Here is a 24,321-nt window from a genome sequence, read left to right as displayed (position 1 = left end):
GAAATCGGCACTCAATCAGTTTACGATCATCTTCGGCGACAGGATGCCGACTTATTAACCGACAAACCCATTTACACAAAATCCTTTACAGGCCCGGAAGGACAAGCGCGACGATGGTGGTGGTGATGGCAATGATCCGTCTTTTCATGGTTATTCTCCTTGAGGTTAAAAAAATATTTATTTGATGTTAAACTATCATCCTAAAAAAACCGCCCCTACATTACACCTCCTTCTTTCCCAATATTTTACACAAGTTTCCGATTAAATCCTGTTCACTCTCGGTTAGTGCCGCCATTTCCTTAACGATAGCTGCTTCAACTTCAGTAAAGACTCCGGCGATCAATTTTGTCCCCGATTCCGTCAGGTGGATGGTTAAAAAACGGCGGTCCTCATTGTCGCGTTCACGCCGGACCAAACCGCATTTTTCGAGATTATCGACAACCATAGTGATGTTACCTGTACTCTTGAGAATCTTGGCGGCAATATCCTTCTGACAGAGGGGGCCTTTGTGATATAAAGCTTCCAGAACGCCAAACTGACTGATAGTGAGTTTGGGTGCAGCCAGAACGCGATGGACCCGACTGGTGACGGATTCGGCCGCCCGCATCAGCTTGGTGTAGGTATTCAGTGCTCTGTAGGTTGGGCTGCCTGGCTTTTTCATCTCGTTACCCCATTTTGTTTAACGTCATATAGTTTAATATTAAACTATATCATTTTGATCGGGCTGTCAACCCTGTTTCAAGACAAGATCAAAAAATCACCTTTTATCCCACCCCATAACCGTTGAATCGTAACAAGAAAGAAACGATCCAGATTCCGAGTACTCCACGGCGCCCGCCTCTGGCCAGAAACGCTCTGATCAGCCGCCATCAGCACAGGCTCAGATCTCAAGTTTTTTACTACGCCTTCAAACAAACAAACGGGTCAGCAATTAAGCTGACCCGTTTGTTTGTTTATTTGGTGGGCGCAGCAGGGATCGAACCTGCGACCACTGCCGTGTGAAGGCAGTGCTCTCCCGCTGAGCTATGCGCCCTTGATGTCGGCATGGTTTATAACAAGTCGAGAGTGGGACTGTCAATCACTTTCTGGCAGATCGACCCGCAGCAGATGGGCGGTGAGGATGGTCTCGACGGCGCTGTAAGGGTCGAGTTCGCGGCGGCTGATGGCGGCAATCATCTCCGCCAGGACGCCGCTGTCACTGATGTGGGTGCGCACCCGGCTGTAGAGCTGATCGCGCAGCAGCGTCTCAAACCGCAGCGTACTTTTGTTGCGTTCGAAGCGTTCGATCTGCTCGGTACTTTGCAAAAAGGTGCGATGCTCGTCGATCTTTTCGATCAGCTCTGCCACCCCTTCCCCTTTTTGCGCGACACAGCGCAGCACCGGCGGCCACCAATCGCCCTCTGGAGGATGGTTCATCTCCAGCATCATCTCCAGATCGCGCACCGCCCGGTCGGCATCGGGGCGGTCAGCCTTGTTGACAACGAAGAGATCGCCGATCTCGAGGATGCCGGCCTTGATCGCCTGGATATCATCGCCCAATCCCGGTACCATGACGACGACCGAGGTGTGGGCGACGCGGACGATATCGACTTCATCCTGACCGACGCCGACGGTCTCGACAATGACAATGTCCCAGCCGGCCGCATCGAAGACGCTGACAATATCGTTGGTCGAACGAGACAGTCCGCCGAGATGGCCGCGGGTGCCGAGGGAGCGTATAAAGACTCCGTCGTCCGTGGCGTGGCGATTCATGCGGATGCGGTCACCGAGGATGGCGCCGCCGGTAAAGGGGCTGGTCGGATCGATGGCGACGACCGCCACCTTGAGGCCGCGCGCACGGTAAGCGGCAATGACCTTGTCGGTGAGGGTCGATTTGCCGGCGCCGGGGGGGCCGGTGATGCCGAGGATAAAGGCGCGACCGGTATGGGGATAAAGCTGCTTGAGTTCGGTCACGGCACTGGCCATGCCGTCGTCGATATCGCGGAGGAGAATGGCGGTGGCCCGGATCTCCCCTTGCAGGATGCGTTCTGCCAATGCCATGGATTTTATCAGGCGCGCGGGTGGATGTTGGCGACGACCCACTCGTTGATCGCCTGGGTGCTGGTGCCGGGGGTGAAGATCTGCTTGACGCCGGCTTCGAGGAGGCCGGGGATATCCTCTTCCGGGATGATGCCACCGCCGAAGACCGGAATCTCGGGAGCGCCCTTCTCCTTGAGGAGTTCGATGACGCGGGGGAAGAGGGTGTTGTGCGCCCCGGAAAGGATCGACATGCTGACCGCGTCGACATCTTCCTGGATGGCGGCACTGACGATCTGCTCGGGGGTCTGGCGCAGGCCGGTGTAGATAACTTCGAAACCGGCGTCGCGAAAGGACCGGGCAACAATCTTGGCACCACGGTCATGTCCGTCGAGGCCGGGCTTGGCGACCAGCAGCCGCAATTTTCTCTCTGCCATAATCTTCTCTCCTCTTTTTTATGAAATTGACGACTTATGATTCAATACCGACCCGGGCGGGTTGCCCGTCCTTGTAGTAATGCTTGATTTCACGCATCTCGGTAACAAGATCGGCGAGTTCAATAATCTCGGGGTGGGCGCCGCGGCCGGTGAGGACCAGTTCGGTCGTGAGCGGTTTGAGGGCAATCAACTCCTTGACGTCCGCCACGGGGATGAGTCCGAGATCGACGGCGCAGTTGAGTTCGTCAAGGATAACAAGATCGTAATCGCCACTGAGGACCAGCGCTTTGCCGCGGGCAAAGGCCGACTGCGCCATTTCGACATCAATCGGGTCAATTTTACCGGGAATAACAAAATCCTTGCGACCGACCTGTTCGATGCTCAACAGCGGGGCCAGGGCTTTGGCGGATTCAAGCTCGCCGTAGACCGTCTGTCCCTTCATGAACTGCATGATATGGACACGCAAACCGCTGCCGACAGCACGAAAGGCGAGTCCCAGAGAGGCGGTCGTCTTGCCCTTGCCGTTGCCGGTATAGATCTGCACCAATCCTTTAGCCAACTTTGCAGTACGCATCAATTTATCCTCACTGAAAATGACCGGCGGAATATAACAACGGATGTACTTCAAGTCAAGAAAAGTACGGCGATTACAAACACTGTCTTATTTTCAAATCGTAATCAACACGACTTGGTTGAATATGGTAGGGACGCACCCTTGTGGTCGCCCGTCTTTGCCAGCCGGGCGGGCACAAGACCCGCCCCCTACCGACGCTTTTCAGGCGTCAAGGAGGGCATGGAGCTTGGCGATCTTCTCAGCCTTGGCCCGGGCAACCCGCTCAGGGCCGAACATGTAGGTGAGCTGTCCAATCATCAAGGTGACATCGGCGAGTTCGGCGATGACTTCCTCCTCGTTATTGCGCTGCCGGCGCAGGTGCATCAGCGCCGTGATCAGTTCGGCGCACTCTTCGATCGCCTGATCGTATTGTCCTTCAACGCCCCATTTGGCCAGGGATGCTTGGTAAATTGCGGTCAAATCCGCCATAAAATCTCCTTGCTCATCATCAGCTCAAGCGCGGACGGCGCCAGGCACACCAGAACCAGTAGGCGCAAAGCAACAGAAAGGCAAGCGACAGGGTATCGCCGATGCTGCGATACAGGGTCGGCCGACTGCCGAGACCGACCTTGGCGGTGGTGGAGAGGGTGACGAAGATCGGCGTCGCGCCGATGATCTGGCCGGTGGGATCGATAAAGGCGCTGATCCCGGTATTGGCCGCCCGCACCAGCCAGATACGGTTTTCAATGGCCCGGAAACGCGCCATGGAGAGGTGTTGAAAGGGGGCGGAGGATTGACCGTACCAGGCATCGTTGGTGACGTTGACAAGGAGATCACTCCCCTGATTCACATAAGCGCGGGCCAACTCCGGGAAGATCCCTTCGTAGCAGACAAGGATACCGATGCGATGTTCGCCGAGACGCAGCGGCTGAATGATACCGGCCGAGAAGTCGCCGATCCCTTCGACGAGCTTGTTAACAAAGGGGAGGATCTTCTTGAGCGGCACATACTCGCCAAAAGGAACGAGATGAACCTTGTCGCCGCGACCGAGGGTCTCACCCTTGCTGCCGAGGAGGAAGGCACTGTTGAGAAAGTGCCAACGTCCGTCGGCGCGTTTTTCGTAGGCCGGGCTGCCGAAGAGGAGCGCTGCCTGGCTGTTGATCGCCACCTGCCGCACTTCCTCACCGAGGGGGTTCTTATCCTGATAATAAAAGGGGGTGGCGCTTTCCGGCCAGACGATCAGTTCGGATTTATATTCACTGGCAGCGGACAGGGAGAGATCACGGTAGCGTTCGACGGTCGACTGGACAAAGGCCGGATCCCACTTGATCGACTGATCGATATTCCCCTGCACCAGCGTCGTCGTCAGGGTCTGCTCGCGTTCGGCCGAATTCTCCTGCAAACTCAGGTAGCCGTACAGGAGATTGGCGCTAAAGAGGAGGATCGACGCGGCAACCGCAAGACGCGGCATCTGCCGGTGCTGGCGCAGGGCGACGATCATCAGGGCGACAGTGACATTAACCAAGGCGAGCAGGTAACTGAGGCCGTAAACGCCGAAGAGATCCGCCGACTGGATCGCCTGCAGCCAGCTCTGTTGTGAATAACCGAGGAGCGCCCAGGGAAAACCGGTCAGAGCATGCGCACGGAGATATTCCAGCGCCACCCAAAGGACAGGAAAGGTCAAAGCACTGGAGAGATTGAGGCGGCGCTGCAGGTAAGCCGTCCCCCAGGTCACGCCGGCAAAGAAGAGGGCAAGATAAGCGACGAGCATGAGATAGCAAACAAGCGAAAGGAGGGGATGAAGATGGCCAAAGGTGACCATGACAATGTTCAGCCAGTACAGGACCAGGCCGAAAAAACCGAGGCCGGCGGCGAAACCGGACCAGAATGGGCGGGCATGCAGACACAGACAGAGGGGGACTAAAGCGACCCAGGCGATGGCGGCAAAGTCCGGGCGCGGATATGCCAATGCCAGCAGGAGGCCGGCCAAGGTCGAAGTGAAGAGTATCCGCCACGGCAGGGCGGCCAGGGAACGCCACATTATTCGTAAATCTCCGCAACCGGACTTTCGGTGAAGCGGCGGATACGTACCTTGGAAACTTTGCGCTGGTCAGCGGCAACGACCTCCAGGCTCAGGCCGCTGTCTGTAAAAAATTCACCGCAGGCCGGCACTTGGCCGTTGAGATTGACCAGATAGCCGCCGACCGTATCGAATTTGTCGCGGGGGATCTCCAGATCGAAATATTCTTCAAGATCGGCAATATTGAGCCGGCCATCGACCAAAACACCGCCATCCTCTTCGACGATCAGCCAATCCTCTTCTCGGTCGAATTCATCCTGAATATCGCCGACGATCTCTTCGAGCAGATCCTCGATCGTCACCAAGCCTGAAGTGCCGCCATATTCGTCAATAACGATCGCCATATGCACCCGCTTGCTGCGGAAGTCCTGAAGAAGATCCTCCACCGCCTTGGTCTCCGGCACATAAAAAGGGGTGCGCATGACCGCGGCAATGGTCAGGGTGTCATCATTAGCCCCCCAGTAACGGAGCAGGTCCTTGGCATAAACGATGCCGACGATACCGTCGGTGTTCCCTTCGAAGATGGGGATACGTGAATGACCGCTGGAGTTGATCAATTCGAGGAGGCGGGAGAGGTTGGCGGTGATCGGGCAGATGACCATGTCGGTCCGGGTGACCATGACTTGACGGACAATCATGTCGCCGAATTCGAGGATGGAGTGGAGCATCTCCCCTTCTTCTTCATTGAGGATGCCGTTTGCTTCTGATTCTTCGATGAGTTCCTGCAGCTCTTCACCGGTGCGCGCCCGGCGCGGCCGGCCGAAAAAGATGCGACTGAACAAGATACTGAGCGGGGATAATTTGGGGGTGGGACTGTCACTTTCCAACGTTGGCTTCTCCTTTGAAAGTTAGGATATTAGAGCAGTAAATGTAAAAACAGAGCGAGACAACTCCCGAGCAGAGCGCCGAAGAGGACTTCTCCTAGAGTATGAATCTTCATCAACAGCCGGCTCTGGCTGACCATAGCTGCCAAAGTAAAGGCGCAAAGGTCAATAATCAGGGTTGCACCGGAAAAAACGATAGCGACGGCGATAGCAAAAGCGACCGCAGCGTGACCGCTCGGCATGCCGCCGTGCAGCGGTCTCCCCTTGGCAAAGTGCGCCTTGAGCAAAATCACGGCGATCGTCACGATCAGGATCGAAACCACCGCAACATCGCCGGGGACATCGGCAATCATCCGCTCTTTCCCCGGCACTGCGGAGAAGATACGGGAGGAAAAGACAACATAACCGACCACCGCCGCCCCGCAAGTGGCAAGGAGAACCGCTCCGGCGGCGACATCCTTGGCCTGTTTGGCGAGAGGATGAAAATCGGGACTGACAAGGTCGACGACCACTTCCACCGCGGTATTGATGATCTCGGCAAAGAGAACAACGGTGATCGCCAGAGTCAGAAGCAGAAAATCGACGGTCGGAACCTTAAAGAAGAGCGCTGCAAAGAGGACCGCAGCGGCACTGAGAAAGTGCCAGCGCATGTGCTTCTGGCTACGGGCGGTCCAGAGGATCCCCTCAATAGCGCAGTTGACGCTCTCCAGCCAGCGCGAAGGTTTCATGAACTTGCTGTGATCTCCGGGAACTCGGCACGCAGGATAGCAAAGACCTCTTCCTCCCGCGCCTCCATCCGCGCCGCTTCTGCAGCGCCGCTGCGTTCATGGTCATAGCCGAGGAGGTGAAGAATACCGTGCAATAACAGAAAGTAAAGTTCGCTGACAAAAGGGACTCCGGCGTCCGCAGCATCGCGGGCCGCTGTCGCCGCCGAGATCACCACATCGCCCAAAAGAAGCCCGCCTGCGCCGATCGCCTCCCCTTCCTGCTGGGCAAAGGAGATGACATTGGTCGATTTGTCGCGCTGCAGGTAGTCACGATTGATCTGACGAATGCGCCGGTCGCCGACGATGAGGATCGACAGCTCGGCATCAGGACATCCCGAGACGCTTAATATCTTCCGGGCGACTTTGCGGAGTTGAGGAATGCTGATTTTCTGCTGTTTTTGCCGGTTCTCGATCTGTATGTTCACTGCTCTTCCTTTTTTGTGTTTCTTTAAAGGCCGGTTCCGGATAGTCGATACGGTGGTGATAAATGCCGGCCAGGACCAGATTGAAACTCTTTGCAATCAGATGCAGATCTTTCAGGGTCAATTCACATTCATCGAGTTGGCCGTCGGTGAAGATGTAATTGATGATCTTCTGCACCGCCCCCTGAATGCGTGCCGGGGTCGGATTTTTCAGCGTCCGGCTCGCCGCTTCAACCGCATCTGCGAGCATGATCAGGGCTGCCTCCCGGGTCTGGGGCTTGGGGCCGGGATAACGGAATTCATGCTCATCGAGCGGCGGCAGATCCGGACCCTGCTGCTGCTTCGCTTTATCATAAAAGAAGCGCATCTGCGCCGTGCCGTGATGCTGTTCGATCACCTCTTTGATCATCGCGCCAAGCTTGTGTTCTTTGGCGAGATCAAGACCATCGCGGACATGGGCGGCAATAATCAGGGCACTCATCGACGGCGCCAGTTTGTCGTGGCGATTCTCGCCGTCGCGCATATTCTCGCTAAAATAAAGAGGCTTTTTCATTTTACCGATATCGTGATAATACGCCGCCACTTTGGCCAGGAGAGGATTGGCATTGATCGATTCCGCCGCGGCTTCGACGAGATTACCGACGATCACCGAATGGTGATAGGTCCCCGGCGCCTGCACCATCAACTCGCGCAGCAGCGGATTATTCATATTGGCGAGTTCCAAAAGCTTGATGTCGGTCGTATAACGAAACAGTGACTCGATCACCGGGATAACGGCGGTGGTGACCGCAGCACAAAGGAGTCCGCCAAAAAAACCGAAGATCATCCCCCACAGGGTCTGTTCGCTCAAGGGGCGCCCGGCAAGGAGGGCAAGAAAAAAGACGGCACAAGCGTTGATCAGTCCAACATAAAGACCCGCCCGATAGATGACCGAGCGCTCTTTACAGCGACGGACGCGATGTGCGGCCGTCACCCCGCCGATAAAGACAAAGAGGAGGATCGGTGCCGCCCCGAATTGAACCCCGAGGAGCAGGGTCGCGAGGATATTGAAGATGAGGGCAACTTCCGAATTCAGGACGATGCGGACGACCATGGCGCCGACAGCAAAGGGAAAGAGATAGTAAAAGGTCTCGGGTTCGATATTGGGGAAAGCGGCATCCAGGGTGGAGGAGACGACCAGAGCAATCTTGACCAGCAGAAAGAAGACCACAAAAAAGATCGAAAGGAAGAGAAGATCGCGATTGTTCGGGCGATACTTGCGAATATTAAGCTTGCCAAAGCGATGCACGGCAAAGAGGAGGAGGATGGTCAAGAGCATCAAACCGATGGTCGTGCGCACGGATGCGGCATAATCGCCGGAGTGCGAGGCAATCGCCTTGAGTTTGCGAAGTTGCTCCTCGGAGATACGCTCTCCGACCCGCACGATCATCTCGCCGCGTTTGATCTGAAAGAGGGCGGGATTGACGGCATCGACCGCTGCCTTGCGGCGCAGTTCGGTCTCACCACGATTAAAGGTGAGATTGGGGCGAAGCATCTTTTCGACCATCGCGCTGAGCAACCGCCGCTGTTTCAGGGGAATCGTCCGCAGCTCTGCCAGCCGCCCCTTGATCTCGCCGCGCAACTCCTGCAGATCAATTACCAGGCGATTGCCGAGTTTCGATTCCGGGATATTGCCCTGAAGATCGCGCAGCACCACCCCCTTGGCACGGTCGCTTTGAAAAGCCGGGAGATTTTCAACGACCAGGGCATTGTAAGGGACGACAACCGCCCGATGCACTGCCGCCCGCCAGGCTTCATTGTCGGCAAACTGCTGCAACAGCGCCAGCTCCTCTTTACTCGCGACAAAACCGAGAATATTCTCGTGCTCTGTGGCGGGCGCCTTCTCTTTGTCTTGAAGCTCCAGACTTAAGCCGACCTGAACCAATCGCCCCACCAGGTCTTCACCGAAATGACTGTCAAAGTCGTAATAAAATTCGACCTGATCATAAGCTTCGCTGCGCTTCTGTTCGGTCAGAAAGCGATCTTCCAAAAGCAGGTCGCGTGAAGCCTTGTAGTTGTGGGTGGCGATATCCCCCGGGTAAAAATCCGAAGGGATGCGGGCCGGGTGCGGAAGGATGATCAGCGTTAAGAGGAGGGCTAAAAGGACGAGCATCCCGTAGCGGACAGCGCTTGCACGACTCAGAACGGGAATCGGGGTCGTCCAGCTGATTACCGGACGGTGGGTTTCGGGAACTTCCGGAGGATTTTTCATGGCTCTGAAGTCATCGCGGCACGATCATAAGCCTGAACGATCGCCTGCACGATCGGATGGCGGACGACATCGCGATCCGTAAAGGTATTAAAACTGATCCCCTTCACCCCGGCAAGAACTTTTTGCGCCTGAATCAACCCCGAGAGACGACTGGTCGGCAAATCGATCTGGGTGACGTCGCCGGTAATGACGGCACGGCTGCCAAAACCGAGACGGGTGAGAAACATCTTCATCTGCTCGGCCGTGGTGTTCTGCGCTTCATCGAGGATGACAAAAGCGTCGTTCAACGTCCGACCGCGCATAAAGGCCAGGGGCGCGACTTCGATAGTGCCACGCTCAATCAGGGCCTGGCCCTTTTCAAAGTCGAGCATGTCGTAAAGGGCATCAAAGAGCGGCCGCAGATAAGGATTGACCTTTTCGGCGAGATCGCCGGGTAGGAAGCCGAGCTTCTCGCCCGCTTCAACCGCCGGACGGACCAGCACGATGCGACTGACCTCTTTCTTGAGCAGATAAGAGACGGCCATGGCCATGGCAAGATAGGTCTTGCCGGTTCCGGCAGGGCCGACGCCAAAGACGACAGGATGCTGCCGAATCGCGTCGATATACTCTTTTTGCGCCAGGCTCTTCGGGGAGATAATTTTTTTACGGGAGGAGACAAAGACAGTGTCGAGAAAGATGGTACGCAGCGCGGCATTGAAATCGGCGCTGAGGATGCGGATGGCGTAATCGATATCGCTGGGATAGATCTGATATCCCCCTTCCATGACCGACTGCAACTCTTCGAGAGTGCGACGGGTCAAAGCGGCGGCCAGGGGTTCGCCTTCAATCAAAACCTCACTGCCGCGCGAGGTAAGCCGCACAGCCAGCGCCTGCTCGATCTGTTTCAGATGGGCATTCTGCTGACCGAACAATCGACTCGCCAGGTGTTGATCATGGGCGGCGAATCTTTCAAGTTCTTGTACTTCGCTCAATCGTTTCTCTTTTGTCGTCAAGGATAAATTACTTTGAGAAAATAACATCCTCCACAAATGAAATCAACGGTCTTCGCAGAAGGGGCTGGACGACCAATAAAAAGTTGCGTAAACTCCCGAAAAAATCCGAACCGTTATCACCTCTTCTAGGAGATCGACATGCGTATTACTCCTGCTCAGGAACTCCGTTCCCGCTGCACCCGCTTACAGGATCTCATGCAAAAAGAGGGCTTCGACGCTATCATCATGGTGCAGAATGCCGATCTCTTTTACTTTACCGGCACAATTCAACAAGGGATTCTTTATGTCCCGGCCACGAGTGATCCCCTCTACTTTGTCCGTAAGGATTTCGGCCGGGCGAGAATGGAATCGGGACTCAAGGAGATCCTGCCGCTCAAAAGCCCCAAGGACCTCCCCGGCCTCATTCAAGGGTACGGGCTGACAGCGCCGCAAAAGCTCGGTATGGAGTTTGACGTCCTCTCTGTCGACCTTTTCCAGCGCATCAGCAAAGTCTTCCCGCAAGCGACGACGAGCAATGCCACCGATCTGATCCGCCGCGTGCGCGCCATCAAATCCCCTTACGAAATTGCCATCATTAAAGATTGCGCCCTGCAGATCGACCGTGTGCATCAACGCGCCAAAGAGGTCATCAAGGTCGGCATGACCGAACTCGAACTCGCCGCTGAACTCGAATACTGCGCACGCCGTGAAGGCCATCCCGGCGTCATTCGCATGCGCTCTTATAATGGTGAACTCTTTTACGGGCAGATCACCTCCGGCACCGACAGTGCCGCCCCGGCCTACTGCGACACCCCGCTGGGGGGGATGGGACTGACCCCCGCGGTCGGCCAGGGGGCGAGCTATCGGAGTCTCCGCGCCAATGAACCGATCATCGTCGATTTTTGCGGTGCCTTTGACGGCTATCTCGCTGACCAGACCCGGGTCTTCTGCATCGGCGGGTTGCCAGAGAAGCTGCATCGCGCTTATGACGACATGATCCGCATCGAAAACCGTCTGAAAGAGATCGCTAAACCCGGCGTCAGCTGGGGGACGATTTACGACAACTGCCACCAATACGCCTGTGAACTCGGTTATCAGGAAAGCTTCATGGGGAATCCCGGTGCTCAGGTCTCCTTTATCGGCCACGGCGTCGGCATCGAGATTGACGAGTATCCCTTTATCGCTCGCGGCTTCCATGATCGTGTCCTTGAAACCGGCATGGTCTTCGCCTTCGAACCGAAAGCGGTCTTTGCCGGACTCGGTGCCGTCGGCATCGAAAACACCTTCCGCGTCACCGACGACGGCATCAAGCACATTACCTTTTCCAGCGAAGAGCTCGTTATCCTTTAAGTCAACTGAAGGAGCAGCAGATGCACGCCGTTATCCTCCAACATCATCCGATCGAAGGGCCGGGAAGCCTTGCTCCCTGGCTCGACCGTCACGCCAAGACGAATCAGATCGTCCGACTCTACGACGGAGAAGAGTGCCCGGCCCCGGACGCTGTCGATCTCCTGATCATCCTCGGCGGACCGATGAGCGTCAACGACGAAGGGGAATTCCCCTGGCTGGTCGCCGAAAAAGTTTTCATCCGCCAGGTCATCGACCGCCAGCGCCCGGTCCTCGGTATCTGCCTCGGCTCGCAGCTCATCGCCAGCGCGCTTGGCGCCGGGGTCAGAACCAATCGGCACAAGGAGATCGGCTGGCTGCCGATTGAAGGGCTGACAACAAACACAGCAATTACCCTCCCCTCAACCACCGTTTTTCAGTGGCATGGCGACACCTTCGACCTCCCTGCCGGTGCCACCCTTCTTGCCCGCTCCGCAGCTTGCGCCCATCAAGCCTTTTTGTACAAAAACAAGGTACTTGCACTGCAATTTCACCTTGAGGCCACTCCGGAACTCGTTCAATGCTTTATCGAGACCGGCAGTGACGAGCTCGTCGATGCCCCGTACGTTCAGAGCCCGCAAGCAATCCTTGCTACCCCTGCGGATTTTTATCACGCCGGCAACCAATTGCTCGAAGAGCTGCTCAGCCGAATCATCCAATAATACAGATGCAAAAAGCTCAAAAAAAGGACTTAACCGAATCGGCTAAGTCCTTTGATTTTTCTATGGAGCGGGAAACGAGATTCGAACTCGCGACCTCAACCTTGGGAAGGTTGCACTCTACCACTGAGTTATTCCCGCAATGTGTTCGCGGATAATAGAGAAGAAGAACGATGTTGTCAATCCTCTTTTAATCCGTTTTATCCTTTGGCAGCCAGTTCCCGCGTCGCTTTGGCGATGATGTCAAAGAGTTCGGGAATGTCTTGCGCCGCAATGCAAGAGAAGGCGATGCGCAGATCGGTCTTGTTGGTGGAAATCGTCCCGACCCCGTATTTATCAAGGAGGTAAAGGCGCAGCGGTTCGGCTTCGACCCCTTTGAGCTTGAGACACATGAAGTAACCGGAATTGAAGGGGTAGTACGTCCAAACATCGTCAAATTTACCACTGTTCAGAACTTCTTTGACCGCTAAAGAACGCCCTTTCATAATCTCGAACTTTTCCTGTTTCTGGGCGATGAAGTTCGGCGAGCGGAGAGCTTCAATGACAAAGGTCTGGGAAGGATGCGGACAGTTGGAGATCTTGGCGCGGATGATCCCCATCGCCTTCTTTTCCAAGGCATTCAGAACCATGGTCTTTTCGCCGCTGTGTCCTTCAGCAAAGGTGATGAAGCCGGTACGGAAGCCCCAGACAAACTCTTCTTTAGTGGCACCGTCGAGTTTAATGGCAAGGATTCGCGGATGCAGGTTGGCGAGTTTACCAAAGAGCGACTCCTGCATGGAATCTTCGTAAAAGAGACCGAAATAAGCATCGTCGGTGACCACGACAACATTGCAGCCGCTGTTCGCGACATCAAGAATGGCCGCAACAATCGCGTCTCCTTCCGGGGCCGTCGGGGTGTAGCCGCTCGGGTTATTGGGGAAGTTAAGAATTACAACCGCCTTCCCCTTTTCGACCGCCGTTGCCATGAGAGTTGTACGGAAGGCGTCAACATCGTAACCCCCGGCCGGGGTGAAGGTGTTGTGTTTTTTGATAATGCCGCCGTTACAGGTCCCAAAAGTGAGATTGTAGTTCCCCCAGAACATGTCAGGGAGGACAATATGATCGCCAACACCGACAAACATATCACCGACAATCGACAGGCCATGGGTTAATGCATTGGTGACGATCGGTGTGCTGAAGTGCTTCCCCTGCTGACTGGGATTTTCCCGCAGCATCTTTTCGCGCCACAAGGCCCGCAGCTCCGGCTTGCCGGCCGGGGGAGCGTAAGGATAAATATCCTTCGGGTCGAAATTGCCAAGTTTGTCCTGAATACATTGCAAATACATCGGGCCGCCATTCTCGGTGGCTATCCCGATGGTCGCATTAAACTTATGCGCCTTTTCTTTGGCTTCGGCCGATTGCGTCAGAATCCCTTTGGGAAAAAAGAGATTCTTTCCCAAATCCGAAAGCATCGCCAAAACATGGGGGTTTTGTTCAAGGATGTGATCATTCAGTTCTTTTGCGAGGGGATTCATGAGATGGTTTCCTTTGAGAGTTGGAAAGTGATGTTAATTCCCTGAGAGCGCGCTTATTTAAGCAAAAGCGGCAAGAATAGTCAACGACTCAGAATATTAAGTAAACCGCAAAAAACTAAAAAAATGTCCCGATCACCGTACCAAGAGCCGACATAGGACCGGTATCGCTCATACCACTAACGGCCCGATCGACTTTATTCAGCGTCGCTTCCGACTGACGGTAAAGACCATCCTCATTCACCAAACGGCCCAGCGTCCCCTGCCCTTCATCCACTTTGGTCAAAATATTGTTGGCTCGCCGCGCTGTCCCGGCAACTTGATCATACAACGCCGGATCATTCACCAGTTTCCCAAGACTCCCCTCGCCTTGATTGACTTTGGCAACAATTTGACGGATATCGGCAAGGGCGTCGGAGAGTTCATTATAAACTGTATCATTATTGACGAGTTTGCCAATCGTCCCTTCACCGGCATTGATCTTTTCCGCAATTTTTTTCAACTGATCGGCAGTCGCGTTGGCATTGTCATAAAGACCGGGGTCAACAACCAACTTGCCGAGGGTCCCGTTCCCTTCTTTGACGCTCGTGACGATTTGCCGCAATTGGCTCATGGTCTGATTAAGCTCGACATAGATCTCATCTTCGTTGACCAATCGGCCGATCGTCCCCTGACCGCTATCGACCTTGCTGACGACCGATTCAAGCCGCTGCAGAAGAGTCACAAAGGGCTCACGGCTGTCACGCAGAATATCCTGAACCATGGCAAAGGTTTCATCCTGATTGCGATTGAAGCTGTCGAGGAGGTCAGCGATCGAGACTCCGTCACGACTGACAACGACACTGCCAGGGGGAATCACTTTGGCGTTTTTAGTCCCGAAATCGACACCGAGGAAGGTCCCGCCGAGCAAACTGGTCTGACCGATCGCCGCGACAGAATCTTCTTTGATCACTGTATCGAGCAACACTTCGAAGTCAGTGCGGACCCGTCCGTCATCGATGCGGATGGCGGTCACCTTGCCGACATTGACGCCGGCGACCATCACCGGATCGCCGACTTTGAGACCGACCACCGCTTTAAAATAAGTGGTGTAACCAACTCTGCGCTCGAAGGGATTCCAGTCCTGCACCAGCTCAATCATCACTCCCAGAGTAATCAGGGAAAGGAGAAAGAAGATACCGACCTTCTTTTCTATTGTCATTGTCATATCGCTATTCTCCCTTAAGCCCTTTGGTGGTGGTGTAAATAAAATTACGCACCAAAGGATTCTGGCTTGCTTTAATTTGTTCCGGGGTCCCGACTTCAACAATCCCTTCAGGATTAATCATGGCGACCCGATCAGAAAGATAAAGGGCAAAGTTCAAATCATGCGTGACGATCACTGTGGTCAACTTTAACTTCGACTTGAGATCGGTAATCACCCGCGCCAGTTCGTCGGATGTCACCGGGTCGAGCTCCGCCGTCGGCTCATCGTAAAGGATCAGATCAGGATTCATCGCCAGCGAACGGGCAATCGCGACGCGTTTTTTCATCCCGCCGGAGAGCTCGGAAGTCAACATTTCCTCCTTGCCGGCAAGGTTGACGAGGGCGAGCTTTTCCCTGATGATCTGGCGTATCCGGGCCTCAGGACAGATCCGGTTCTCGCGCAGCCACAGACCGACATTTTCGCCAACGGTCAGAGAATTAAAGAGAGCTGAGGACTGAAAGACCATGCTATAGCGGTAATCACGACTCTCCCCCTCGGCAAGAGGGGCGTTGATATCCTGACCATCAACAAAAATCTGACCGGAATCAGGCTGGAGCAGGCGGACAATATGCTTGAGCAAAACACTTTTACCAGTCCCTGACGGACCGATAATCGAGAAGGTTTCCCCCGGGGAAATTTCGAGATTGATTCCACGCAGAACCGGCTGACCAGCGAAAGATTTATGAAGATCAACGATCTTGATCCCCACCCCGCGGGACTCGTTATAGTTTACAGCCGTATGGGAATTCCCTTCCTGAAAGATCGGTGCACTGAAGCCGTGGACAAGACGGCTGAAGAATCCTTCGGAGACTGCCTCATCTTTCTTCTCATCTGCCATGAATCGACTCACACTTCCCGGTTAACTGTACCGTATCCATTCTACATCATCATCCGCGTCAAAAAGTAGTTGGCAACAAAGATCAGGAGAAAAGACATAACCACCGAGCGGGTCGTCGAGCGACCGATGCCGCGAGCGCCGCCGGAAGTCTTGAAGCCGACATAACAACTGACCAGACCGATGATGCCACCGAAGACCAGTGCCTTGGTCAATCCCTTGACAATATCCATCGCCTCCATCGAAGTGACGATGCCATCATAGTAGGTGTTGATCGGCACTGAAATCTGGGGATTAATCGCACAGATGACTCCTCCCCCTAAAATGCCGATAAAGACGACAAAGACGACTAATGCCGGGACGGCGGCCAGGCAGGCGATCAGGCGCGGCATAGCCAGATAGCGGACCGGATTGATCTCCAGGGTCTTGAGCGCGTCGATCTCTTCATAAATCTCCATGGCACCGATCTCCGCGGCCATCGCCGAACCGACACGCCCGGCAACGAGGAGGCTGGTCATCACCGGGCCGAGCTCTTTGACCATGGAGAGACCGACGATCGAGCCAATAACATTCTGGGAGCCATAAAGAACAAGAGCCGAACCGGTTTGCAGAGCGAGGACCATGCCGATAAAGAGGGCGGCGAGGGCAACAATCGGCAAGGTGTTTACGCCAATCTCCGCAAGTTGGCGAAAGATTGCCGGGAGATTACGGGGGGCTTCCTTAAAAAAATAGACCGTAGCAAAGAAGAGCTTAAGCATCTCTCCGGTCGTCTGACTAATATTCAGGAGTGTGCGGCCGACGTATTGAAACATTAAGGCAACTCCTTCGGTGGCGCTTTATCGGCTAACGGATGGCACCAACCCCACGGCAGATAAAAAAGAAAAGTACACGACTGTTCAGATCCTTTCGTGTAGCGATAAAGCCCTTTGAGCAGCGACAGTTCAAAGCGTTGCAGACTCTCCTCATCACGATAGTAAAGCAAGGGGAAGAGTTCGAAAAGAAGGTCGTCCCCGCGCCGCTCTTTCCAGTACAGATTCCACAGGAAGGTCGAAGCGTTATTCCCGGCGCTGTCCCAGCGGCGCTGGTAAATGCGCCACAGCGGTGACCAGTTCCGTTCAATCTGCTCGTTGTCGGGGAAAAAAGGTTCGAGCAGCGCCAGTGTGCTGAAGTGCGACAGACCGTCCTTCTCTTCAAAAGTTAAGAGCGGCCAGAGATCGATTCTATGCCGGTATGCTCTTTCTTCCCCGGCAAAGTGCTCCGTTGTATTGGAATAAAGCCAGTACAAAACCCGCTGTCTTTGCGACGAGTAGTTCGGGGTTGCTTGCTCTTCTTCCTTGTAAACAGGCCATAACAGCCAGCGGCTGTGCAATTTTTCAGTGCGGTCATCGCTGTAAAAGGGGAGGAGACGAAGCATCTGCCGATCTTTGCCGTCAATGATGCGAAAGATCGGCCAGGGGAAGTTCCACTCCTCGAGATCTTTACGGTCATCTTCAATATGGCGAAAGAAGGGCCAGAGATAAGTATGATCCAAACGGGTCGTTGAATCGGCAAAGTAAAAGAACGGAAAGAAGGCCCGTGTCCGCAAGGGCTCTGAAGTATCGAGTCGTTCATCGCTACGAAAGAAGAAGGGCCAGAGCATGAACTGGCGATGATATACCCCTTTTTTTTCGGCGGTTCCGTACAAAGGCCAAAAAGCCCAGCCGCGCTCATCCTCCCCGCGGGTCAGCGAAAAGAAGGGCCACAGGAGGTTGGTCGTCTCCGTCCCCTTGCGCTCGGTCTTGCTATAAAGAGGAAAGAGGGCAAACTGGATTCGATCGCGGCCGAAACGGTTCAAAATCTTGCCGCCAACAGGAAAGAAGGCGAAATAGCCTTCTCCCTGCGGAGGATTGCGATAAAAGAGGAAGGGAAAGAGCATGAAATCGCTCCCGTCCTCGGTACTGACATCAGAGGTCAAGAGATGAAAAAATTGAAAAGAACGCTCATCCTGATTCGAACGATAGGTCATCAAAGGATACAGGAGATCACTCTCAATCCCCCCTTTTTCATCTGTTTCGCGATAATAGAGGGGACGCAGACCGAAACGCGTCCTCGTATCATGCCGTTCATAACGCAGCAGCGGACCGGCAAGACCGAGGCTGGCGAAGTTATGCTGCGGGGAAGAACGATAATCGATAATCGGCCAGAGCGTAAAGATTGATCCAGCGCTCGTAGCAAAACTTGTTGCCGGCAAAAGAAGACAGACAGCAAGCAGAAGGGAAGCGGCCCAGACCTTCGACCATGCGGCAAGGGAATTCACCCTTTTCTCCCCCGATTGGCAAAATAGACGATCAAGGCCGTGCCGATTGTTACCACAGCGGTAAAGATGAAATCTCCGAGGGTGAAGTTGTCAAACATCAGGATTCTCCCTGGCTGAGCCGGTCGAAACCGGCTTGGGCGAGTGAAAACTCCGGATCGATTTCAAGGGCCTGGATGTAAGCCACCAGCGCCTGGCCAGAATCGGTGCACTTTTCACGACAATGACCGAGGAGATAGTAAAACTCCGGAGTCGGCAATTCCGCCATAATCCGCCCCTGTTCCTGCAAGCGCTCAAGAATTTCTAACGCCTGAGCAAACTCCCCGGCCCCGATCAACAGCAGCGTCGCACCGAGAGCTTCAAGCTCATCGATCAAGGGACTTTCTGAAGATGTGGCCTGCGTCTCTGCCGCCCGTTGCAGCAAAGCCGAACGCGTCGGCTCGCCAACCAGCGTTGCTGCCTGCTGCCAGAGACGACATGCTGCTGCATTCATCCCGAACCAGGCTTCGATCTGGGCCAGGAGATTGAGGGTTGCCGGATCATCGGCTTCAAGTTGCAGCGCCCGTTGCAGATATTCCCGCGCCGCCAGCAGATGAATTCGACAGTGTGGTAATTCTGTAAACATGGTGGCAAATTCAAAGTAACTGCGGCCGAGTTGATAGTAGAGCTGCGACCGCGCTTCAAGGAGGGCGAGAATCTTCAAACCGGTAATTTTCCGCCGCAGAAAAGGGGCATCGACCTCCTTCTCTTCGATCATAATCACCTGCGCCGCAATATCCATCAGGTAATGGGAATAAGCATTTCGCAACAGATCGGCAAGGTCATAGCCCCCATCGCAGTCCGGATAACGGCGCAGATATTCGTAGATACCAGCACCAAGGGCATCGTCGTCAGGACGTCTGCCATCCTGAATCGCATGAGCAAAGACAGGGAGGGGTCGCTGCGGCAAAGGAACAGCGCGCTGCTCCGGTCCGACCAGAACTACGTCGTCAGCTTCGGGAGTCCAAAATAAAAAGTCGCCATCATTGCCGTTAAAAATTTTTGCCTGCACAGCTTTGACCCCTGTCGTTTCTGGAATCAGGAACTAAATAAACACTGCCGCCGCAGCCATTACTAATAGTCTCCGAGATTGAGAGTTTTACACCGGCACGGGAATAAAGGTCAACTACTTAGCTTTACAGCTACCTTGCCCATTTACACAAACGGCCCGCCGTAAAAGAACCGACGAGCCGTATTTACGCGAAGATGTCAACGCTTATCCCTACTGACTGGCCTGCAGTGCCTGTTCAAAGTCAGCAACGATATCGAGAATATCCTCAATACCGACCGAGACACGAATATAATCGGCAGAGACGCCGGCCGCCGTCTGTTCCGCGGCCGACAACTGTTGATGAGTCGTCGTCGCCGGATGAATGACCAGGGTCTTGGCATCACCGACATTAGCAAGATGACTGGCAAGTTTGACGTTGTCGATGAAGCGGACTCCGGCGCTTGCGCCCCCCTTGATCCCAAAACCGAGGATGGCTCCCTGACCGGCGGGGAGATAGTGTTGCGCCCGGAGATGATCGGGATGCGAAGCAAGGCCGGGATAGTTTACCCAGGAGACGAGGGGATGGCTTTCCAGATACTGCGCCAGCTTCAGGGCATTTTCACAGTGGCGGGGCATGCGCACATGCAGCGTCTCCAGTCCCTGCAGCAGTTGAAAACTGTTAAAGGGTGAGAGACATGGTCCGAGGTCGCGCAGGAGGGTAATGCGCATCTTGAGGATATAAGCAAGGTTGCCGAGGGCGGCATGATAAACCAGACCGTGGTAGCTCGGATCCGGGGTGGTGAATTCCGGGAAGCGCCCGCTCGACCAGTCAAAGCGCCCGGCATCGACGACGGCGCCGCCGATGCTGGTGCCGTGCCCGCCGATGAATTTGGTCAGGGAGTAGCAAACGATATCCGCTCCGTGTTCGATGGGGCGAAAGAGAGCCGGGGTGGCAACGGTATTATCGACGATCAGCGGCAGACCGGCCGTATGCGCAATCTTCGCCAGGGCTTCGAAATCATCGACATTATTCTTGGGGTTGCCGATGGTCTCGGTAAAGATCGCTTTGGTACTTTCATCGATCGCTGCCGCTACCGCGTCGAGATCTGAAGTGGCGACAAATTTGACAAAGATCCCCATTCGCCCAAGGGTATGATGGAAAAGGTTATAAGTGCCGCCATACAGGGCTTGCGAAGCCACGATATTGTCGCCACAGCGGCAGATATTGAGGATGGCGAGAAAGATCGCTGATGAACCGGAGGCAAGGGCCAAGGCGCCGACGCCGCCATCGAGAGCGGCAAGACGCTGTTCCAGTACGTCGGTGGTCGGATTCATCAGCCGCGTATAGATATTCCCCATCTCCTTCAGAGCGAAGAGATTCGCGGCATGCTCCGAGGATTGAAAGGCATAAGAAGTAGTCTGATAGATCGGTACAGCCCGCGACCCGGTTGTCGGGTCGGGTTTCTGACCGGCATGCAGGGCGAGAGTGCCAAGGTGCGGTATTGTCGAGTCGACCATATTTTGTTCCCTTTCGCTAAAGATTAAAGAAGGACAAACGATAAGTTGACAAAGTTAATTTGTCAAGAATTGAAACATAAGACAAAATCTCAAAATTCCAGTAAAACTTACCATAAAAAACAGACTGTAACAGCTGAGTGTTAAATAAGCATTTTTTCTCCTTGCATCAGTGCAAGCTATTTGCTATAAACCCAGCACTTCATGCCGAAGTGGTGGAATTGGTAGACACGCTAGGTTCAGGGTCTAGTGGCTGTAGGGTCGTGCGAGTTCGAGTCTCGCCTTCGGCACCAAAAAAAAGACGTGTTCAGGGCTCCGTCGCCAAGTGGTAAGGCAGAGGTCTGCAAAACCTCCATCATCAGTTCGAATCTGATCGGAGCCTCCAGCGTATAAAAGACAAAAGGCCAGGGTCTCCCCCTGGCCTTTTGCTGTAAGTGGAAAATTCCTCAAATCACCCCCTATCCGGTGAATTGTCATGTTTACAGCCCCGGCCCTTATCCTCTTTTTACTCCTCGGCGCCTTGGCCGGCGTTCTGGCCGGCCTCTTCGGTATCGGTGGCGGCATCATCCTCATCCCCTGCTTTTTATGGGCCTTTCCTTTAGCTCATTTCTCTCCGGAGATTATCGTCCACACCGCCTTCGGCACCAGCCTGGCGATCATCATCCCGACCGCCATCAGCAGCGCCTGGGGACATCGTAAGCGCGGTAATGTCGATTTTCATGCCGCCGGCCGCCTCGCTATCGGCAGCATTGTCGGTGTTATTCTCGGCTCGACCCTGGCGGCAGGACTCTCCGGCGAGCTTCTCAAAGGTTTAATGGGGATGATGCAGATCGGCATCGGCTTGCGGATGTTCTTTCAACCCCCCCCGCCGGAAGGTCGGCAACACTGCGACGCTCTCCCCCCTGCCCTGCTCATCGGACTAATCGTCGGTACCTTCTCCGCTTTTTTTGGTGTCGGCGGCGGAATTATTGCCGTTCCACTCATGGTCTATTTTCTCGGACAGTCGATGCACCAGGCTGTCGGCACCTCAAGTGCGCTAATGGTGATCTCTGCCCTCTTTGGCACCGCCTCTTATATCTATCACGGCTGGGGTCATCCCGGCCTGCCGGCTTACTCTCTTGGCTACGTCAACTTCCTGGTCGCCCTGTTAATCGCCCCGCTGACCGTCCTCTTTGCCCGCGTCGGCGTTAAAATTGCTTCGCATACCACTCACAAAGGTCTCTTTAAGGCCTTTGCCCTCTTTATCGTCTTTATCGGTCTCAATATGGTGGTGAAAAATCTGCTACTCTAAACTTCATTTTCTGGAGGTTTCTGCTTATGTCACAGCTTCGTGTCCGTTTTGCTCCCAGCCCCACCGGTTATCTGCATATTGGCGGGGCCCGCACTGCCCTCTTTAATTTTCTCCTCGCCCGCAAGGAGCAGGGAACTTTTATTCTCCGCATTGAAGATACCGATGTCGCTCGCAGCACCCAGACCTCCGTCGATGCCATCCTGCAGGCCATGGATTGGCTGGGACTCAACTATGACGAAGGGCCGATTTACCAATCCGATCGTTTCGACCTGTACCGGAACAAGGTGCAGGAATTGATCGCGGCCGGCAAGGCCTATCGTTGTTACTGCACGCCGGAAGAGTTGGAGCAGCGCCGCGAAGCGGCAATGAAGAGTGGCGGCAAGCCGAAATACGATCGCACCTGCCTGCATCGCCATGATCAACCCGATGATCGTCCTTATGCCATCCGCTTTCTCGTCCCCGATGGCGAGACTGCCTTTGTCGATCGCATTAAAGGGACCATCTCCTTCCAGAACGAAGAACTCGACGATCTCATCATCCAGCGCTCCGACAACACCCCGACCTATAATTTTGTCGTCGTTGTCGACGATGCCGAGATGGGGATGACTCTGGTACTGCGTGGCGACGATCACGTCAACAATACGCCGCGGCAGATCCTCCTCTACCAAGCCCTCGGCTATGCGGTTCCGGAATTTGCTCATGTACCGATGATCCTCGGCGCTGACAAGACCCGGCTCTCAAAGCGCCACGGCGCCACTTCGGTGATGGAGTATCGCGTCATGGGCTTTTTGCCGGAAGCGCTGGTGAACTATCTGGCACGCCTCGGCTGGTCCTGCGGCGATGAAGAGATCTTTTCGATGGAGGAGTTGATCGCCAAGTTCGACCTCAATCATGTCGGCCGTTCCGCCGGAGTCTTCAATCCCGAAAAGCTGCTGTGGCTCAATGCCCACTACATCAAGACCGGTGATCGCCAGCGTTTGGCGGCACTGCTTAAAGAATATCTCGGAGAAAGAGGGATTGAAACCGAAGGCGGACCGGATCTGGTGGGTGTTGTCAAGTCGCTGCAAGAGCGCTCTCATACCATGGTCGAGATGGCAGAGGGTGCGGCCTTTTACTTTGCCGATAAGGTGGACTATCTCCCCGAGGCGGTTAGCAAGTGTTGTACGCCCGAAGCCAAGGCCGGCTATCAAATTGTCCTCAAACACCTCAGTGCTCTCGAAGACTTCAGCCATGACGCCATTGCCGCCGCCTTCAATCAGGCGATGTCCGAGACCGGACTCAAACTCGGCAAGCTCGCACCACCGGTCCGGGTCGCCTTGAACGGCACCACCACCAGCCCTTCGGTGTATGAAGTTCTCGAAGTTCTCGGCAAAGAACGGAGTCTGTCCCGTCTGCGCCAAGGGGAGGCGCTCTTTGCGACTTGAGGATCTCTCCTTATCAACGCCCTCGTAGTGCCACAAAGACCGCATGACGCAGCCCCCCTTTACCGGGGCGCTGCACCGTCACCGTAAAACCAGCTTTGCGCAGTCGCTGCTCAAAACGCTCGTCATAATTCTCTCCCCAGACCGCCAATACCCCGCCCGGTTTGAGCGCCAAACGAGTGACTTGAATCGCCTTGTTGCCGTAAAGGGGATCATTCTCGGCGTCGGCGTAAAAGTGCGGGCCGCGATAAAGGTCGAGAACGATGGCATCAAAACCTGCTTCTCCGGCAGCAATAACAGAACGTTTGATCAGGGCCGCGACATCGCCGATCTCGACGATCACACGCGGATCGTTGACCGCGCCATCGGTCAATATCGCCAACGGCCCCTGACACCACTGCACCACGACCGGATTCAACTCCGCCACCACCACCTGCGCGCTAGCAGGGAGATGATCCAGGACACTGCGCAGGGTAAAGCCCATCCCCAGCCCACCCACCAGAATCCGCGGACAGGGATGTTGCCGCAGTTGCTCACAGGCAAGCTGGCCGAGGGCAACTTCCGAGCGGTGTGCCGAACTGTTCATCAAGACTTGCGTGCCGATGGTGATCAGGAAATCCTTGGCGCCGCGTTGCCGGAGTTGCAGGTTTCCCTCGTCTTCCGTAGCAACACTGTCGATGATCTTCCAGGGGAGAGCCATAAAGTTAACCTTTTAGATTTGGGAATGAAACCTCACCACCCCCAGCCCCTCCTTAACAAAGGAGGGGAGCATAAAGCTTATAGTCCCCCTCCTTATTCAAGGAGGGGTTAGGG

Annotated in this window: 23 protein-coding genes and 4 tRNA genes; 6 read left to right on the top strand and 21 right to left on the bottom strand. The window is 54.8% G+C overall.

Annotated features, from left to right (window positions below):
* Positions 1 to 220 precede the first annotated feature (220 nt).
* From CVU69_01380 to CVU69_01325, 12 genes are all read right to left on the bottom strand, one after another.
* A complete protein-coding gene (locus CVU69_01380; protein ID PKN13845.1) occupies positions 221 to 661 on the bottom strand; it encodes a MarR family transcriptional regulator in 441 nt (146 codons plus the stop codon).
* A gap of 297 nt (positions 662 to 958) precedes the next feature.
* Positions 959 to 1,033, bottom strand: a tRNA-Val gene (locus CVU69_01375).
* Positions 1,034 to 1,074: 41 nt separating this feature from the next.
* Positions 1,075 to 2,040, bottom strand: a complete 966-nt coding sequence (locus CVU69_01370) for a methylmalonyl Co-A mutase-associated GTPase MeaB (GenBank protein PKN13844.1) — start codon at positions 2,038 to 2,040, stop codon at positions 1,075 to 1,077.
* An 8-nt stretch (positions 2,041 to 2,048) separates the two neighbouring features.
* Positions 2,049 to 2,453, bottom strand: a complete 405-nt coding sequence (locus CVU69_01365; GenBank protein ID PKN13843.1) for a methylmalonyl-CoA mutase — start codon at positions 2,451 to 2,453, stop codon at positions 2,049 to 2,051.
* A gap of 34 nt (positions 2,454 to 2,487) precedes the next feature.
* The gene (locus tag CVU69_01360) at positions 2,488 to 3,027 is read right to left on the bottom strand and encodes a cob(I)yrinic acid a,c-diamide adenosyltransferase (protein PKN13842.1); all 540 of its coding nucleotides are present in this window, start codon (positions 3,025 to 3,027) and stop codon (positions 2,488 to 2,490) included.
* Positions 3,028 to 3,228: 201 nt separating this feature from the next.
* Positions 3,229 to 3,495, bottom strand: a complete 267-nt coding sequence (locus tag CVU69_01355; GenBank protein ID PKN13841.1) for an antitoxin — start codon at positions 3,493 to 3,495, stop codon at positions 3,229 to 3,231.
* A gap of 19 nt (positions 3,496 to 3,514) precedes the next feature.
* On the bottom strand, positions 3,515 to 5,047 hold the full coding sequence (gene lnt / locus CVU69_01350; protein ID PKN13840.1) for an apolipoprotein N-acyltransferase: 1,533 nt from the start codon (positions 5,045 to 5,047) through the stop codon (positions 3,515 to 3,517).
* Entirely contained in the window at positions 5,047 to 5,871 is an 825-nt protein-coding gene (locus tag CVU69_01345) for an HlyC/CorC family transporter (GenBank protein ID PKN13863.1), read from the bottom strand. Before CVU69_01345 ends, lnt begins: the two co-directional genes overlap by 1 nt.
* 71 nt (positions 5,872 to 5,942) lie before the next feature.
* Entirely contained in the window at positions 5,943 to 6,638 is a 696-nt protein-coding gene (locus CVU69_01340; protein ID PKN13839.1) for a diacylglycerol kinase, read from the bottom strand.
* A complete protein-coding gene (gene ybeY / locus CVU69_01335; GenBank protein ID PKN13838.1) occupies positions 6,635 to 7,102 on the bottom strand; it encodes an rRNA maturation RNase YbeY in 468 nt (155 codons plus the stop codon). The genes CVU69_01340 and ybeY overlap by 4 nt, the downstream gene beginning before the upstream one ends.
* Positions 7,002 to 9,350: a phosphohydrolase gene (locus CVU69_01330; protein PKN13837.1), complete on the bottom strand. Its 2,349-nt coding sequence runs from the start codon at positions 9,348 to 9,350 to the stop codon at positions 7,002 to 7,004. The genes ybeY and CVU69_01330 overlap by 101 nt, the downstream gene beginning before the upstream one ends.
* Entirely contained in the window at positions 9,347 to 10,369 is a 1,023-nt protein-coding gene (locus CVU69_01325; GenBank protein PKN13836.1) for a phosphate starvation-inducible protein PhoH, read from the bottom strand. Before CVU69_01325 ends, CVU69_01330 begins: the two co-directional genes overlap by 4 nt.
* Positions 10,370 to 10,480: 111 nt before the next feature.
* Here CVU69_01325 and CVU69_01320 point away from each other — a divergent pair, with 111 nt between their 5' ends.
* Positions 10,481 to 11,671, top strand: a complete 1,191-nt coding sequence (locus tag CVU69_01320) for an aminopeptidase P family protein (protein ID PKN13835.1) — start codon at positions 10,481 to 10,483, stop codon at positions 11,669 to 11,671.
* Positions 11,672 to 11,691: 20 nt separating this feature from the next.
* Positions 11,692 to 12,369 (top strand): amidotransferase, encoded by a 678-nt coding sequence (locus CVU69_01315; GenBank protein PKN13834.1) that lies wholly within the window; start codon positions 11,692 to 11,694, stop codon positions 12,367 to 12,369.
* Between the two features lie 63 nt (positions 12,370 to 12,432).
* Here CVU69_01315 and CVU69_01310 read toward each other — a convergent pair.
* The 8 genes from CVU69_01310 to CVU69_01275 form a co-directional block, all read right to left on the bottom strand.
* Positions 12,433 to 12,507, bottom strand: a tRNA-Gly gene (locus CVU69_01310).
* Positions 12,508 to 12,566: 59 nt separating this feature from the next.
* Positions 12,567 to 13,880, bottom strand: a complete 1,314-nt coding sequence (locus CVU69_01305) for a hypothetical protein (GenBank protein PKN13833.1) — start codon at positions 13,878 to 13,880, stop codon at positions 12,567 to 12,569.
* 115 nt (positions 13,881 to 13,995) lie between these two features.
* On the bottom strand, positions 13,996 to 15,084 hold the full coding sequence (locus tag CVU69_01300) for an MCE family protein (protein PKN13832.1): 1,089 nt from the start codon (positions 15,082 to 15,084) through the stop codon (positions 13,996 to 13,998).
* Between the two features lie 4 nt (positions 15,085 to 15,088).
* A complete protein-coding gene (locus tag CVU69_01295; GenBank protein ID PKN13831.1) occupies positions 15,089 to 15,961 on the bottom strand; it encodes an ABC transporter ATP-binding protein in 873 nt (290 codons plus the stop codon).
* Positions 15,962 to 16,002: 41 nt separating this feature from the next.
* Complete coding sequence (locus CVU69_01290) at positions 16,003 to 16,770, bottom strand: hypothetical protein (protein PKN13830.1); 768 nt, start codon at positions 16,768 to 16,770, stop codon at positions 16,003 to 16,005.
* Positions 16,770 to 18,254, bottom strand: a complete 1,485-nt coding sequence (locus CVU69_01285) for a hypothetical protein (GenBank protein ID PKN13829.1) — start codon at positions 18,252 to 18,254, stop codon at positions 16,770 to 16,772. Before CVU69_01285 ends, CVU69_01290 begins: the two co-directional genes overlap by 1 nt.
* A 97-nt stretch (positions 18,255 to 18,351) precedes the next feature.
* Positions 18,352 to 19,302 carry a hypothetical protein gene (locus tag CVU69_01280; GenBank protein PKN13828.1) on the bottom strand — a complete coding sequence of 317 codons (951 nt, stop codon included), beginning with the start codon at positions 19,300 to 19,302 and terminating at the stop codon, positions 18,352 to 18,354.
* A 210-nt stretch (positions 19,303 to 19,512) separates the two neighbouring features.
* Complete coding sequence (locus CVU69_01275; protein ID PKN13827.1) at positions 19,513 to 20,799, bottom strand: O-acetylhomoserine aminocarboxypropyltransferase; 1,287 nt, start codon at positions 20,797 to 20,799, stop codon at positions 19,513 to 19,515.
* A gap of 203 nt (positions 20,800 to 21,002) precedes the next feature.
* Between CVU69_01275 and CVU69_01270 the strand changes: the two genes are divergently transcribed.
* The 4 genes from CVU69_01270 (at position 21,003) to CVU69_01255 (ending at position 23,511) form a co-directional block, all read left to right on the top strand.
* Positions 21,003 to 21,089 (top strand) — tRNA-Leu (locus CVU69_01270).
* Positions 21,090 to 21,107: 18 nt separating this feature from the next.
* Positions 21,108 to 21,181 (top strand) — tRNA-Cys (locus CVU69_01265).
* Between the two features lie 90 nt (positions 21,182 to 21,271).
* Complete coding sequence (locus tag CVU69_01260) at positions 21,272 to 22,087, top strand: hypothetical protein (GenBank protein PKN13826.1); 816 nt, start codon at positions 21,272 to 21,274, stop codon at positions 22,085 to 22,087.
* A 26-nt stretch (positions 22,088 to 22,113) separates the two neighbouring features.
* Positions 22,114 to 23,511: a glutamate--tRNA ligase gene (locus CVU69_01255; GenBank protein PKN13825.1), complete on the top strand. Its 1,398-nt coding sequence runs from the start codon at positions 22,114 to 22,116 to the stop codon at positions 23,509 to 23,511.
* Between the two features lie 13 nt (positions 23,512 to 23,524).
* On the opposite strand, the gene CVU69_01250 is transcribed toward CVU69_01255, so the two are convergent.
* Positions 23,525 to 24,208, bottom strand: coding sequence for a spermidine synthase (locus CVU69_01250; GenBank protein ID PKN13824.1), 684 nt, complete (start codon positions 24,206 to 24,208; stop codon positions 23,525 to 23,527).
* Between the last annotated feature and the right edge of the window lie 113 nt (positions 24,209 to 24,321).

Source organism: Deltaproteobacteria bacterium HGW-Deltaproteobacteria-4 (assembly GCA_002841765.1).
In the GTDB taxonomy this organism is placed as follows: domain Bacteria; phylum Desulfobacterota; class Desulfuromonadia; order Desulfuromonadales; family UBA2197; genus UBA2197.
The sequence above is the reverse complement of the archived record's forward strand: the minus strand, read 5'-3'. Positions and strand labels throughout refer to the sequence as shown.